12 protein-coding genes are annotated in these 12,952 nt (G+C 66.8%); 2 read left to right on the top strand and 10 right to left on the bottom strand.

Annotated elements, in window-relative coordinates; genetic code table 11:
• Positions 1-90: 90 nt before the first annotated feature.
• The 3 genes from ku to BG61_RS29975 form a co-directional block, all read right to left on the bottom strand.
• Positions 91-1,011 carry a non-homologous end joining protein Ku gene (gene ku, locus BG61_RS29985; protein ID WP_035930372.1) on the bottom strand — a complete coding sequence of 307 codons (921 nt, stop codon included), beginning with the start codon at positions 1,009-1,011 and terminating at the stop codon, positions 91-93.
• 308 nt (positions 1,012-1,319) lie between these two features.
• The gene (locus BG61_RS29980) at positions 1,320-1,892 is read right to left on the bottom strand and encodes a DUF6013 family protein (protein ID WP_035930374.1); all 573 of its coding nucleotides are present in this window, start codon (positions 1,890-1,892) and stop codon (positions 1,320-1,322) included.
• A 171-nt stretch (positions 1,893-2,063) separates the two neighbouring features.
• Positions 2,064-3,080: a zinc-binding alcohol dehydrogenase family protein gene (locus BG61_RS29975; RefSeq protein ID WP_035930684.1), complete on the bottom strand. Its 1,017-nt coding sequence runs from the start codon at positions 3,078-3,080 to the stop codon at positions 2,064-2,066.
• 122 nt (positions 3,081-3,202) lie between these two features.
• Between BG61_RS29975 and BG61_RS29970 the strand changes: the two genes are divergently transcribed.
• Complete coding sequence (locus BG61_RS29970) at positions 3,203-4,159, top strand: LysR family transcriptional regulator (protein WP_035930376.1); 957 nt, start codon at positions 3,203-3,205, stop codon at positions 4,157-4,159.
• 29 nt (positions 4,160-4,188) lie between these two features.
• Here BG61_RS29970 and BG61_RS29965 read toward each other — a convergent pair whose 3' ends face one another.
• Positions 4,189-5,415, bottom strand: coding sequence for a cytochrome P450 (locus BG61_RS29965; protein WP_035930378.1), 1,227 nt, complete (start codon positions 5,413-5,415; stop codon positions 4,189-4,191).
• Between the two features lie 127 nt (positions 5,416-5,542).
• On the opposite strand from BG61_RS29965, the gene serB reads away from it, so the two are divergent.
• Positions 5,543-6,382: a phosphoserine phosphatase SerB gene (gene serB, locus BG61_RS29960; RefSeq protein ID WP_035930380.1), complete on the top strand. Its 840-nt coding sequence runs from the start codon at positions 5,543-5,545 to the stop codon at positions 6,380-6,382.
• A 123-nt stretch (positions 6,383-6,505) separates the two neighbouring features.
• Here the strand turns inward: serB and BG61_RS29955 are convergent, their stop codons facing one another.
• The 6 genes from BG61_RS29955 to phaR all read right to left on the bottom strand — a co-directional run.
• Positions 6,506-7,705 carry a cystathionine beta-lyase gene (locus BG61_RS29955; RefSeq protein WP_035930392.1) on the bottom strand — a complete coding sequence of 400 codons (1,200 nt, stop codon included), beginning with the start codon at positions 7,703-7,705 and terminating at the stop codon, positions 6,506-6,508.
• Positions 7,706-7,841: 136 nt separating this feature from the next.
• A complete protein-coding gene (locus tag BG61_RS29950; RefSeq protein ID WP_370818064.1) occupies positions 7,842-8,486 on the bottom strand; it encodes a hypothetical protein in 645 nt (214 codons plus the stop codon).
• A 22-nt stretch (positions 8,487-8,508) separates the two neighbouring features.
• Complete coding sequence (gene bktB / locus BG61_RS29945; protein ID WP_035930396.1) at positions 8,509-9,693, bottom strand: beta-ketothiolase BktB; 1,185 nt, start codon at positions 9,691-9,693, stop codon at positions 8,509-8,511.
• A 57-nt stretch (positions 9,694-9,750) separates the two neighbouring features.
• Complete coding sequence (locus BG61_RS29940; RefSeq protein WP_035930399.1) at positions 9,751-10,674, bottom strand: sugar kinase; 924 nt, start codon at positions 10,672-10,674, stop codon at positions 9,751-9,753.
• A 3-nt stretch (positions 10,675-10,677) separates the two neighbouring features.
• Positions 10,678-12,054 carry a 30S ribosomal protein S12 methylthiotransferase RimO gene (gene rimO, locus BG61_RS29935; protein ID WP_035930403.1) on the bottom strand — a complete coding sequence of 459 codons (1,377 nt, stop codon included), beginning with the start codon at positions 12,052-12,054 and terminating at the stop codon, positions 10,678-10,680.
• Positions 12,055-12,392: 338 nt separating this feature from the next.
• Positions 12,393-12,952, bottom strand: a 560-nt coding sequence (phaR, locus tag BG61_RS29930) for a polyhydroxyalkanoate synthesis repressor PhaR (protein WP_035942515.1), incomplete at its 5' end; no start/stop codon positions are given.

The raw sequence follows: 12,952 nt of genomic DNA, 5'->3' as shown, positions 1-12,952 counted from the left end.
GGTGGGCCTGCCTCGTGCGGCCGCGTCCATGCGCGCATGCTCATGCACGAGCCGCCGCACTCCGGCAGACTACGGCACGCTGCGGCGAACTCAAGCCGACTTTCGCGCCGTTCGCCGCGCCGTCTTGCGCGCGGGACGCGGCGCCGCTTCCTCGCCGCTGTCGTCGTCGCCTTCGCCTTCGCCTTCATCGGCTGATGAGCCGCGCTTCGCCGGCTTGCCCTTTTTCAGGCTGCGCTTGAGCAGGTCGGACAGATCCAGAATTTCCGCCGACGCCCTGCTCTCGCCCGGTTCCTCCACCTGCGCGACCTCCGCCGTCTTGCCCTCCTTCACCTTCCTCTCGACGAGCGCCATGATGTCTTCGCGGAACGTGTCGTGGTACTTGCCGGGGTCCCACGTGTCGCTCATGTCCTCGATCAGGCGCTTTGCCATCTCCAGTTCCTTCGGCGTCACGCCGGTCTTCCTGCGGCTCTCGTCGGGGAACTTGAACTCGTCGAAGTCGCGCACTTCGTTTCCCCAGCGCAGCGTGTTGAGCGCAAGCGCCGGCCCGACCGGAATCAGCGCGGCGAGATGCTGCTTGTTGTGCAGCACCACGCTCGCGATGCCCACCTTGCCGGTGTCCTTCAGCGCGTCGCGCAGGAGCGCATAGACCTTTTCGCCCTTGCGGTCGGGCGTGAGGTAGTACGGCGTGTCGAGCGACAGGAACGAGATTTCGGGCGCCTCGACGAACGCGAGGATGTCGACGGTTTGCGTCGACTCCGGGTTGGCCGAGCGGATCTCCGCATCGGTCATCACGACGTACTTGCCCTTCTCGTATTCGAAGCCGCGCACGATGTTCTCGCGCGCCACTTCCTTGCCCGTGTTCTTGTTGATCTGCTTGTAGCCGATGGGGTCCATCGAGCGCTTGTCGAGCAGATTGAATCCGACCTTCTCCGACTGCGTCGCCGGATAGAGTTGCACGGGCACGTGGACCAGCCCGAAGCTGATCGCGCCTTTCCAGATCATGTGCGGCATCGCGATTCCTCGCTCGAACCGGGTCGGTACGTGTTAGGTGGCATGGCGGCGGATGCCGCGTATCGGAGGGAAGTGCAGAAAACGTGCCAGACGGGTGGGCGGCCGGCCAGGGCGGCGGACGAGTCTCGCGCCGCGCGCGGGGCGCGCGGCGGGTGACAGCGAAGCTGTAATGATTGCCGAACCGAAGGAAAATTTGTCCGATGCGGCGTGGGCTTCGAAGTCTGGTGTGCACCCACTAGACGGTTAGTTGCAGACGAGAGGCGGCAAGCGAGATGCCGCGCGTTGTCTCGCTGCCAGAACCTTCGGTCCTATTTCCTGCTTGCGCTGACCGTGAGTTGCGTGCCGTCGGAGAGCTTGACGGTCTTCGAACTGCCGGTCGTCGCCATCGAGAAGCGCACGATCTGGCTGAAGCGGTTGTAGGCCGGACACTGCAGGCTCTTGCCGCCCACCGTCACCTTGTTCATGCCGCGTGGCGCGCGCCCCTGAAAGCTGATCTGGACGTTCGCCGAGCCGTCTTCGATCACCACCGCCGCAAAACGGATCTGCACCTGCCGGATCGGTGCGCCCTCCGCGTTGCGCGGAATGGAAGCGGCGTCGGGACATGCGTCCGGTATCTGCTGGGGCGTGCCGGGCGCCGCGCTCTGCCAGGTGAAGTCGTCGGTCTGGCCGGAGCGGATCGTGCGTGTCTCCTGCTCGTTGCCGTAGCTCTTCGACACCATTTTCACGGTGTACTTGATCGGTCCGTCGTTGGCGGCTTCGGACTGAACCTTGATGCCCGGCGTGGCGCTCGCCGTTCCGGCAGTCAGGAGTGCCGCTACGAGCCCGAAGGCGAGCGAGGCAACGCCGGCTCGTGAGCCGCAGAAAATCCGTCGACGATACATGCCGGCACCTCCGTTGGAGTCGTCACGCGAAACGAGGCACGCGCGGGGTTCGCGGGCGTGGAATCGTATGACGCCGGATCAGTCTAGCGCGGCGCACGCCGGGCGGTCGTCATGGAAAACCCGCGTGCGCCGCGCGCCGGATCCGTCGGCGCGGCGGCCGGCAAAGCCGCCTCAGAAGCCCGTCAGCACGAGCTTGCCGATCGAACGCCCTTCTTCCAGCAGGCGATGCGCCTCGCGCAGGTTCGCGGCATTGATGCGACCGAGGTCGCGGCCGAGCGTCGTCGTGAGCGTGCCTGCGTCGATCAGTCGCGCCACCTCGGAGAGCAGCTTGTGCTGTTCGATCATGTCCGGCGTGCCGAACATCGCGCGCGTGAACATGAATTCCCAGTGGAACGCGGCGCTCTTCGCCTTCAGCAGCTCCACCGCGACCGGCTTTGCGTTCTCGACGATCGTGCAGACCCCGCCCTGCGGCTTGATGACTTCCGCTGCGGCCGGGAAATGCCTGTCGGTGTCGTTGAAGATCAGCACGTAGTCGACCTGCTCGAATCCGGCCGCCTTCAACTGCTTCGGGATGTCCTCGAAGTGGTTGACGATGTGGTCCGCGCCCAGATCCTTCGCCCATTGCGCGGATTCAGGCCGCGACGCGGTCGCGATCACTTCGAGTTTCGCCACCTTCTTCGCGAGCTGGATGCCGATCGAGCCGACCCCGCCCGCGCCGCCGATGATCAGCACCGACTTGCCTGCGTCCGCGCCCTCGGCCGACACGCCAAGCCGCTCGAAGAGCGCTTCCCAGGCGGTGATCGTGGTGAGCGGCAGCGCGGCGGCGTGACTGAAGTCGAGCGTCTTGGGCTTCGCGCCGACGATGCGCTCGTCGACGAGATGAAACTCGCTGTTCGCGCCCTGCCGCGTGATGCTGCCCGCGTAGTACACCGGGTCGCCCACCTTGAAGAGCGTCACGTCGGGGCCGATCGCCTCGACGACGCCCGCCGCGTCCCAGCCGAGCACGCGCGGCGCTTCCTCGGTCTTGTCCTTCGGCGCGCGGACCTTGGTGTCCACCGGGTTGACCGCGATCGCCTCGATTTTCACGAGCAGGTCGCGGCCGGCGGGCGCGGGTTTGTCGAGTTCGACGTCGATCAGCGATTCGGGATTGGAAATCGGAAGATAGCGGGCAAGGCCGATGGCTTTCATGATGGCTCCGTGGATGAGCATGAGTGATTGCGTGCAATGCATGGACCCACGCGATGTTATGCCGTTCGGCCTTCATTTAAAACAGCGATAATGACTGAAACATTATTCGGCAAATCAATAAAATGGCCACCGATTCCTCCTTCGACGATGTCCCGCGCGAGCGCCTCGACCTGCTCGACGTCGCGCTGTTCGTGCGCGCCGCGGCGCTTGCGAACGTGTCCTCGGCGGGGCGCGAGTTCGGGCTCTCGGCGGCCGCGGCGAGCGCACGGCTCGCCCATCTCGAACGCATGCTGGGCGCGCGGCTCCTGCACCGCACCACGCGGCGCGTGAGCGTGACGCAGGAGGGCGAGGTGTTCGCCGAACACGCGCGCGCCCTCCTCGATGCGGCCGATGCAGCACGCGCCTCGGTCGGCCGGGCGCTGGCCGAACCCTACGGGCGCCTGCGCGTGACGATGCCTTCGTCGCTCGGGCGCCAGCACGTGTCGCCGCTGATTCCCGCGTTCCTGCGGCAGTATCCGGGCGTATCCGTCGATCTGCGGCTGACGGACCAGGTCGTGGATCTCGTCGACGAAGGCATCGACCTCGCGATCCGGATCGGCGCGCTGAAGGATTCGACCCTCGTCGCGCGCAAGCTCGCCACCAACCGGCGGGTGCTGTGCGCGTCGCCCGCCTATCTGGAGGCGCACGGCACGCCGCGCCATCCCGCCGATCTCGTGCACCATGAGTGCGTGATCCTCTCGGACCAGCGCGACTGGGGCTTCGTCACGCCCACTGGCGTGATCAACGTGCGCGTGTCGGGACGGCTCGCTTCCGACAACGGCGAAGTGATCCGCGATGCGCTCGCGGCAGGCTTCGGCATCGGGCTGAAATCGACGTGGAGCGTCGCGCCGCTTCTGTCTGCCGGCGAACTCGTGACGCTGCTCGACGACTATCCGCTTTCGGAAACGGTCGCGATCTGGGCCGTGTATCCGAGCCGCGCGTTCGTGCCGCCGAAGACGCTCGCCTTCATCGATTTCCTGATCGCGCGCTTCGGCGAGCCGCCCTACTGGGACGTCGAGCCGTCGCAAGTGATGCGGTAGGGCCGCGCCCGACGGTCGCGCCCGCGAGGTCAGACGAGCGCGACCGGCGCGTGCACGAATCCGCGAAAACGGGCGCGCGATGCGCGCACCGGGTCGCCGTCGAGCCGGTAGCCGGGGAAGCGCGCGACGAACCGCCCGATCGCGATGCGCGCCTCCAGGCGCGCGAGCGAAAGGCCCGCGCACTGGTGAATGCCGAAGCCGAACGCGAGATGCCGGTTCGGTTCGCGCGCGATATCGAAGCGCTGCGGCGCCTCGAACTGCTCGGGGTCGCGATTGGCCGCGCCGATGCACAGCGTCACCGGCGTGCCGCGCGGCACGGGCACGTCGCCGATGTGCGTATCGGCGACGGCGATCCGGTTGCCGAGCTGATTCGAGCTTTCGAAACGCAGGCACTCCTCGACCGCGCTGTCCAGGAGCGCCGGTTCGCGCCGCAGCCGTTCGCGCTCGCCGGGCCACTTCGACAGCAGCACGAGCCCGTTGCCGATCAGGTTCGTGGTCGTTTCATGGCCGGCGTTGAGGATGAAGATGCAGTTGTGCAGCAGTTCCGCCTCGTCGAGACGCTCGCCGTCCGTCTCGCCCAGGATGAGGCGCGTGAGCACGTCGTGCTGCGGATCGCCGGGCGCGGCGCGGCGCCTCGCGACCAGCACCTTCAGATAGTCGATGAACTCGCTCACCGCGCGGTTGCCGAGCGCCTCCTGCTCTGGCGTGAGCGACGGCTCGAGCGCGCCGAGGATCGCGAGCGACCAGTCGCGCAGCGGAGCGCGCTCGCCGTGCGGCACGTCGAGCAGGTTGCCGATCACCTCGACGGGAATCGCGGACGCGAAATCGTCGATCAGATCGAGGCGCCCGCGCGCGCTGGCGCGCGCAAGGAGGCCGTCGACGAGCGCGATCAGGCCCGGCTCCATCGAGGCGATCGCGCGCGCGGTGAGCGCGCCCGCGATCAGCTTGCGCACGCGCGTGTGGCGCGGCGGGTCGTTGAACACGAGGCTCGTCGTGTGATGCGCATAGAGCGGCGTGGCGGTGCCGTATTTCGGGCCGAACTCGACCGTCTTGTCCGAGCTGAACGCCTTCGGGTCGCGGTACACCGCCTGCACGTCGCGATAGCGCGTGAGAAAGAGCGAGCCGTCGGGCATGCGCTTCACGGGCTCGTGCGTGCGCAGCGCGTCGTAGACCGGATACGGGTCGGCATAGAACGAGGCGTCGAGACGACGCAAATCGAAGCTGCGCGCAATCTCGGCTGGTGCGGGTGGGTTCATCCCTGTCTCCGGAGTTTTTTCGCTTTGCGCATCATAGCGGCCGGCCGCGAAAATCCGCCATCGGTCGGCACCATTACAATGGGGCTTTCGTTCCACCGCGCTTTCCCGCGCCCGCACCTCCCGTCCAATGAATCTCGTCATCCAAAGCCCCGCCCCGATCGCCGACTCGCATCTCAGGCCGCTCGTCGCCCTCGCCCGCTCGAAGGACCCCGTGCGCACGGACGACACGCTTCTTCGCCTCCCCGACGCCGATCCGCTGCAGCGACCCGACATCGACGCCTATTGCGGCGCGCACCGGCTCGACTACGCGTTCGTCGCTCCCGGCGCGACGCTCGCGGACTTCGGCCTCGTCGCGATGGACATGGACTCGACGCTCATCACGATCGAATGCATCGACGAGATCGCGGACTTCTGCGGGCTGAAAGCCGAAGTCGCGGCGATCACGGAAGCGTCGATGCGCGGCGAGATCAAGGATTTCAACGAAAGCCTCACGCGCCGCGTCGCGCTGCTGAAGGGGCTCGACGCGAGCGCGCTCGAGCGCGTGTACGAGGAGCGGCTGCAACTGTCGCCGGGTGCGGAAAACATGCTCGCGGGCGCGCGTGCCGCAGGATTGAATACGCTGCTCGTGTCCGGCGGCTTCACGTTCTTCACGGAAAAGCTGAAGGCGCGGCTCGGCCTCGATTTCACGCGCGCGAACACGCTCGAGATCGTCGACGGCAAGCTGACGGGAAAGGTCGTGGGGGAAATCGTCAACGCCGACGTGAAGGCGCGCACGCTGCGCGAGACGTGCGCTCAGCTCGGCATTGCCACGGAGCGCGCCATCGCGATGGGCGACGGCTCGAACGACTTGAAGATGATGGCGGAAGCGGGTTTGTCGGTGGCGTTTCGCGCGAAGCCGGTCGTGCGGGAATCGGCGAGCGTCGCGTTCAATTTCGTCGGGCTCGACGGATTGCTGCGGCTCTTCTGACGGCGCGACCCTTACGCTGAAAAGGCCATTCCGCGCGACGCCGGGATGGCCTTTTTATTGGACCTTTTTATTGGACCGGTGAGATGCGCGCCATGCTTCAGGCGCGCATCTCACGCATTCATTTCAGGCGAATGCCTTCGCGAACGCCTGCTCGATGTCCGCGCGCAGATCGGCTTCTTCCTCCAGCCCGACATAGAAGCGCACCAGTACGCCTTCGTGCGGCCACGACGAGGCGGTGCGCATCGAGCGCACGTCGTACGGCAGCGCGAGACTGTGCGAACCGCCCCAGCTCCAGCCGATAGCGAAGAGCTCCAGCGCCTCGATGAACGCATCGACCTGGCTCGCGCTGTAGCGCCTGTCGAGCACGACCGAAAACAGCCCGCCCGCGCCGCCCTTGAAGTCGCGCTCGAAAAACGCGTGGCCCGGGCAGTCCGCGATCGCCGGATGCAGCACCGCCGCTACCTCCGGGCGCGTCTTGAGCCAGTGCGCGAGCGCGAGCGCCGCGCGATCGTGGGCTTCGTAGCGCAGCTTCATCGTCGGCAGGCTGCGCAGGATCAGCGAGCAGTCATCCGGCGACACGCCGATCCCGAGCCGCATGCGCGCGCGCTTCAGCTTCTTGTGCAGATCGTGATCGACGGTGATCGTCGCACCCATCAGCACGTCGCCGCCGCCCGACTGGTACTTCGTCAGCGCCTGCACGGAAATGTCGACGCCGTGCTCGAACGGCTTGAACGCGAGGCCGGCCGAATACGTGTTGTCGATCGCGGTGACGATGCCGCGTGCGCGCGCCACCGCCGTGATCGCGGGCACGTCCTGCACCTCCATCGTCACCGAGCCGGGCGCTTCGAGCCAGATCAGCTTCGTGTTCGGCCTTACCAGCTTTTCGATGTCCGCGCCCCCCATCGGGTCGTAATACGTCACCTCGATGCCGTAGTCCGCGGCCATCCAGTCGGCGTGATCGCGGTTCGGCGAATAGGCGTTGTCAGGAATCAGCACGTGATCGCCCGCCTTCACGAGGCCGAAGTACACGTTCGAAATCGACGACAGGCCCGACGGCTGCAACAGCGCGTGCCGCCCGCCCTCGATCGCGGCGAGCCGCTGGGCGAGCGTGAGCGACGTGGGCGTCGCGTGCAGGCCGTAGCGCCATTGCGAGTCGTCGCTCCAGACGAGCGCGCGCATCGCGGCGAGGTTCGGAAACACGACCGTCGAGGCGCGCGTGACGGGCACCTGAAAGCCTTCGAAGCCGGGCGTGAGCCGGTCCTCGGCATGGACGATGCGGGTCTGCGGGCCGCGCGCGCGGGCTTTCGGGGTGGATTGGGTCATGGCGTGATGTCTTGTGGTGTCGCTTGTCATGTCGCTCGAAATGGGACCGCATCGGGCCGGCCGATGGCGATGCGTCCTGTGCGTGATAGGCGTTTCATGCGCCTCGCCGCGTGCGGCCGGCGCGGCGCCGCTACGTTCATTCGCCGATGATCACGTTGCTCGTGCCGCCGACTGCGTTGCGCGGCGGCGCGGGCGGCGCCGGTTCCAGCGAGGGTGCGGCCGGCTTCGGGGCGCGCGGCGTTGCATTCGCGGGCACGGTGACGCCCGCAACCGCGGGACGCAGTTCGAACGGCTGCGGGTTGGAGTCGTCGGCGTTCATGCGCTCGCCCGACACGCTGCCGTCCGCCGCGAACTTGCCCACCCAGTTGCCGGTGATGTGCGTGCCGTCGTTCGACTCCTCGATTTCGAGCGTGTCGCCGTCGCGATCCCCCGCGACGAGGATCACCGCCGGACTGCCGGCAAAGCTGTATTCGCCGTGAATGCCGGACGCCTCGTCGGTCTTCGCGCCGAGCCGCATCTCCACCTGACGGCCGCCCAGCGTACCGATGTAGCGCGGGAAACGCGCGTATTCCGGATTCGGCGTGAGCGGCCTGGCCGGCGGCAGCGCGAGCGTTTCGATCGCGCTCGTCGCGCCGATCACGTGCGTACCGCCGGTTGCGCCCGTGGCGCCCGTTGCACCGGTCGCGCCGGTTCTGTCGGGCGGCATCGGCGAGTTGCAGCCGGAAAGCAACGCGAGCAAACCGAGTGCCGCCAACGCGCGCGCCGCCGTGGTCTTCTGAATCATCCTTCGGGTTCCTTCCAGTTCAGACGCGCTCGAAGATCGCCGCAATGCCCTGCCCGCCGCCGATGCACATCGTGACGAGCGCACGGCGCCCGCCAGTGCGCTGCAGTTCGTACAGCGCCTTCACGGTGATCAGCGCGCCGGTTGCGCCAATCGGATGGCCGAGCGAAATGCCCGAGCCGTTCGGATTGACCTTCGACGGATCGAGCTTCAGTTCTTTCGTGACGGCGCATGCCTGCGCAGCAAAGGCCTCGTTGGCTTCGATGACGTCGAGGTCGTCCACCTTCAGCCCCGCGCGCTCGAGCACCTTCTGCGTCGCGGGCACCGGGCCGATGCCCATCAACTTCGGATCGACGCCCGCGTGCGCGTAGGCCACGAGCCGCGCGAGCGGCGTCAGGCCCCGCTTCTCGGCCACGCTACGCTCCATCAGCACGACGGCCGCGGCGGCGTCGTTGATGCCCGAGGCGTTGCCCGCCGTCACCGTGCCGTTCTCCTTCGCGAACACGGGCCTGAGCTTCGAGAAGTCCTCCGCGCTCGCGTTCAGGCGCACGTGCTCGTCCTGGTCGAACACGGTGTCGCCCTTCTTCGATGCGAGCGTGACCGGCAGGATCTGCTCCCTGAAGTAGCCGGCCTCGATCGCCTTCGCGGCGCGCCGGTGCGATTCGAGCGCGAGCGCGTCCTGCGCCTCGCGCGAAATGCCGTACTTCGCCGCGACGTTCTCCGCCGTCACGCCCATGTGGATCTTATCGAACGGATCGTTCAGCGCGCCGAGCATCATGTCGATGATGCGCGCGTCGCCCATGCGCTGGCCGAAGCGCGCCGCCGGCGCGATGTACGGCGCGCGGCTCATGCTCTCCGCGCCGCCGCCGATCGCGATATCGGTGTCGCCGAGCAGGATCGACTGGGCCGCCGACACGATCGCCTGCAGGCCCGAGCCGCAGAGGCGGTTCACGGTCAGCGCGGGCGCGTGCTGCGTGACGCCGCCATCGAGCGCGGCCACCCGCGCGAGATACATGTCCTTCGGCTCGGTCTGGATCACGTTGCCGAACACCACGTGGCCGATCTCGTCGCCCGATACGCTCGCCCGCTTCAGCACCTCGCGCACGACACGCGCGCCGAGATCCGTCGGACTGAAGTCCTTCAGCGCACCGCCGAAATCGCCGATTGCGGTGCGAACACCGCTCACCACTACCACTTCGCGTTGCATTTTGCCGTCTCCCTCGCGTATCGGGCCGTTGCCGCCCCGTTGATCCTGCCCGCGGACTTACTCCGCAAGCGCCTTTTCCACCGTCGCGCGATCGGGAATCGGCGCGACCGCGCCGAAGCCCTGCGTCGACAGCGCCGCTGCGACATTCCCATAGCGCGCGGCCGCGAACGGGTCGTCGCCCGCGACGATGCGCGCGATGAACGCGCCGCCGAAACAGTCGCCGGCGCCCGTCGCATCGACGGCCTTGACCACGCGGCCCGCGACCACGCGCCGCTCGGCGGGTGTCGCGACATACGCGCCTTCCTTGCCGAGCTTGAGCGCCACGACCTTCGGTCCGAGCGCGAGCAGGAAATCGACGATCGCGTCCTTGTCGGCGAGGCCGGTCAATTCGGTCACGTCGTCCCAGCTCGGCAGGCAGATGTCGGTCGCGCGGATCGCCTCCAGCATCACGGCGCGCGCCCGCGCGAGCGGCCAGAGCTTCAGGCGCAGGTTCGTGTCGAAGCTCACCTTCACGCCGTGGCGCTTCGCGTGATCGATGGCCGCAAGCGACGCGTCGCAGGCCGGCACGCCGATCGCGAGGCTGATGCCCGACAGGTGCACGACCTGCGCGGCCGCGATCGCGTCGAGCGGCAAGTCGGACACGGCATAGCGGCTCGCCGCCGAGCCGGCACGCAGATAGTCGAAGCGATGCCCGCTCTCGCCGTGCGACACGAAATAGACCCCGGTGGGCGCATTCGCATCGACGCGAACCGTCGAGGTGTCAACGTTCTCCGCACGCCACAGATCGAGCAGCAGTTGCCCGAAGTGGTCGTTGCCGACCGCCGACACGAAGCCGCTCGAGGCGCCCTGCCGCGACGCCGCGATCAGGAAGTTGGAGACGTCGCCGCCGAAGCCCTGCAGATAGTTCGGCGCACCTTTGGTGGACTGGTTGAACTCGATCATCGCCTCGCCGAGCGCGAGAACCTGCGGCATGCCGGTCATGGTTTACACCTCGCCCCAGAGATCGTGACCGTCGGCGCCCGAAATCTTCACCGACACGAAATCGCCCGCCTTGTAGCGCCTGGACGCCTTCACAGCCGGCGCGATGTACACCACGCCGTCGATTTCCGGCGCATCCGCCGCGGTGCGGCCGATGCCGCCGTCCGCGTTCACTTCGTCGACGAGCACCTTCAGCGTCTTGCCGATCTTGCGCTTCATGCGCGCCGCCGACAGCTCCTCCGCGAGTTCCATGAAGCGCGCGCGGCGCTCCTCGCGCACTTCGTCGGGCAGCGCGCCGTCGAGCTCGTTCGCGCTCGCGCCCTCCACGGGGGAATACGCGAAGCAGCCAACGCGGTCCAGGTCGGCGACGCGAATGAAGTCGAGGAGCGTCTCGAACTGCTCTTCGGTCTCGCCCGGGAAGCCCGCGATGAACGTGCTGCGAATCGTCAGGTCCGGGCAGATTTTGCGCCAGGCCTGCACGCGCTCCAGCACCTTTTCGGCGTTCGCCGGGCGCTTCATGCGCTTCAGCACTTCCGGGTGTGCGTGCTGGAACGGCACGTCGAGATACGGCAGCACGTGCCCCTTCAACGCACCTTCGGCCATCATCGGAATGACTCCGTCGACGCTCGGATACGGGTACACGTAGTGCAGGCGCACCCACGCGCCGTACTGCGCGGCCAACTCGCCCAGGGCGCCGACGAGATCCGTCATGCGCGTCTTGACCGGCTTGCCGTTCCAGAAACCAGTGCGGTATTTCACGTCGACGCCGTAGGCGCTCGTGTCCTGCGAGATCACGAGCAGTTCCTTCACGCCCGACTTGAAGAGGTTCTCCGCTTCCAGCATCACGTCCGCGACGGGCCGCGACACGAGGTCGCCACGCATCGACGGAATGATGCAGAACGTGCAGCGGTGGTTGCAGCCTTCCGAAATCTTCAGATACGCGTAATGGCGCGGCGTGAGCTTGATGCCCGCGGCGGGCACGAGGTCGGTGAACGGATCATGCGGCTTCGGCAAATGCGCGTGCACCGCGTTCATCACCTCATTGGTGGCGTGCGGGCCGGTGACCGCGAGCACCTTCGGATGCACTTCCTCGATGAGCCCCGTGCCGCTCGCGCTCTTCTTCGCGCCGAGGCAGCCGGTCACGATCACCTTGCCGTTTTCGTTCAGCGCCTCGCCGATGGCGTCGAGGCTTTCCTGCACGGCTTCGTCGATGAAGCCGCAGGTGTTGACGACCACGAGATCGGCGCCGTCATAGGTGCCCGAGATTTCGTAGCCCTCCGCGCGCAGTTGCGTGATGATCTGCTCGGAATCAACGAGGGCTTTCGGGCAGCCGAGCGACACGAAGCCGACTTTCGGCGCGGCTGAAGAGGAAATGTGCGACATAGATGGTCTGGCGAAGTGAGTGCCCGGGCCGGGCGTGGAGCGCGAAGGCGCGCGGCCGGAAAAGGCACGAATAACGAGCGCGGTGGCGCGCGGTGCCGGAACCAGCGGACGATTCGGACACTGCCGCGCATTTCCTGCTGCCCGCCGATGATTCGCCGGGTGCGCCGCGCTGCAAAGCGCATATTGTACCGTGCCGCGCCAAGGCGGCACCGGCGCCGCCCGGCCCGCACCGGCATGGACGGCCCGCCGTTTGCGCGGCCGCGGGCCGCGCCGGGCGCGGCGCATGCAAATCAGCGAGTTCGCCCGCCGCGGACCCTTCGCGAGACGCCTGAGAACGATTACTTCTTTTCCGAAGGCGGCGTGGCGGGCGGCGGAAACGGAAACGTGTTGAACATCGACTTCGCCTGCGACTGCATCTGCTCCTGCATCTGCACGAACATGTTCTTCGACTGCTCGATGTAGCTCGTCATCATGCCCTGCATCATCGGCGCCTGCATGTTCATGAACTGCGACCAGACTTCGGGGTTGAGCGCATTGCCGTCGTAAAGGCCCTTGCTCTGATCGGTGAGCTTCTGCTGGATGTCGATGAACGCCTGGATGTTCTTTTCCAGATACGTGCCCATCATGCCCTGCATCGCATGGCCGTAGAAACGGATGATCTGCGAAAGCATCACCGACGAGAACATCGGCAGCCCGCCGCTCTCCTCTTCGAGGATGATCTGCAGCAGGATGCTGCGCGTCAGGTCGTCGTTGGACTTCGCGTCCATCACCTTGAAGTCTTCCTGATCCAGCACGAGCTGCTTCACGTCGGAAAGCGTGATGTAGGTGCTCGTTTCCGTATCGTATAGCCGACGGTTTGGATACTTTTTAAGGCTCTTTTGAAAACGGAGTGGGTAAC

The sequence above is a fragment of the Caballeronia glathei genome (assembly GCF_000698595.1).
In the GTDB taxonomy this organism is placed as follows: Bacteria; Pseudomonadota; Gammaproteobacteria; order Burkholderiales; family Burkholderiaceae; genus Caballeronia; species Caballeronia glathei.
This window is presented reverse-complemented; position numbering and strand designations above follow the sequence as displayed.

Excerpts from the sequence above, each read along its gene's own strand:
- rimO (WP_035930403.1), bottom strand. The coding sequence starts at position 12,054 with ATGTCGCACATTTCCTCTTCAGCCGCGCCGAAAGTCGGCTTCGTGTCG.
- serB (WP_035930380.1), top strand. The coding sequence starts at position 5,543 with ATGAATCTCGTCATCCAAAGCCCCGCCCCGATCGCCGACTCGCATCTC.
- bktB (WP_035930396.1), bottom strand. The coding sequence starts at position 9,693 with ATGCAACGCGAAGTGGTAGTGGTGAGCGGTGTTCGCACCGCAATCGGC.
- BG61_RS29955 (WP_035930392.1), bottom strand. The coding sequence starts at position 7,705 with ATGACCCAATCCACCCCGAAAGCCCGCGCGCGCGGCCCGCAGACCCGC.
- ku (WP_035930372.1), bottom strand. The coding sequence starts at position 1,011 with ATGCCGCACATGATCTGGAAAGGCGCGATCAGCTTCGGGCTGGTCCAC.
- BG61_RS29975 (WP_035930684.1), bottom strand. The coding sequence starts at position 3,080 with ATGAAAGCCATCGGCCTTGCCCGCTATCTTCCGATTTCCAATCCCGAA.
- BG61_RS29940 (WP_035930399.1), bottom strand. The coding sequence starts at position 10,674 with ATGACCGGCATGCCGCAGGTTCTCGCGCTCGGCGAGGCGATGATCGAG.
- BG61_RS29980 (WP_035930374.1), bottom strand. The coding sequence starts at position 1,892 with ATGTATCGTCGACGGATTTTCTGCGGCTCACGAGCCGGCGTTGCCTCG.
- BG61_RS29970 (WP_035930376.1), top strand. The coding sequence starts at position 3,203 with ATGGCCACCGATTCCTCCTTCGACGATGTCCCGCGCGAGCGCCTCGAC.
- BG61_RS29965 (WP_035930378.1), bottom strand. The coding sequence starts at position 5,415 with ATGAACCCACCCGCACCAGCCGAGATTGCGCGCAGCTTCGATTTGCGT.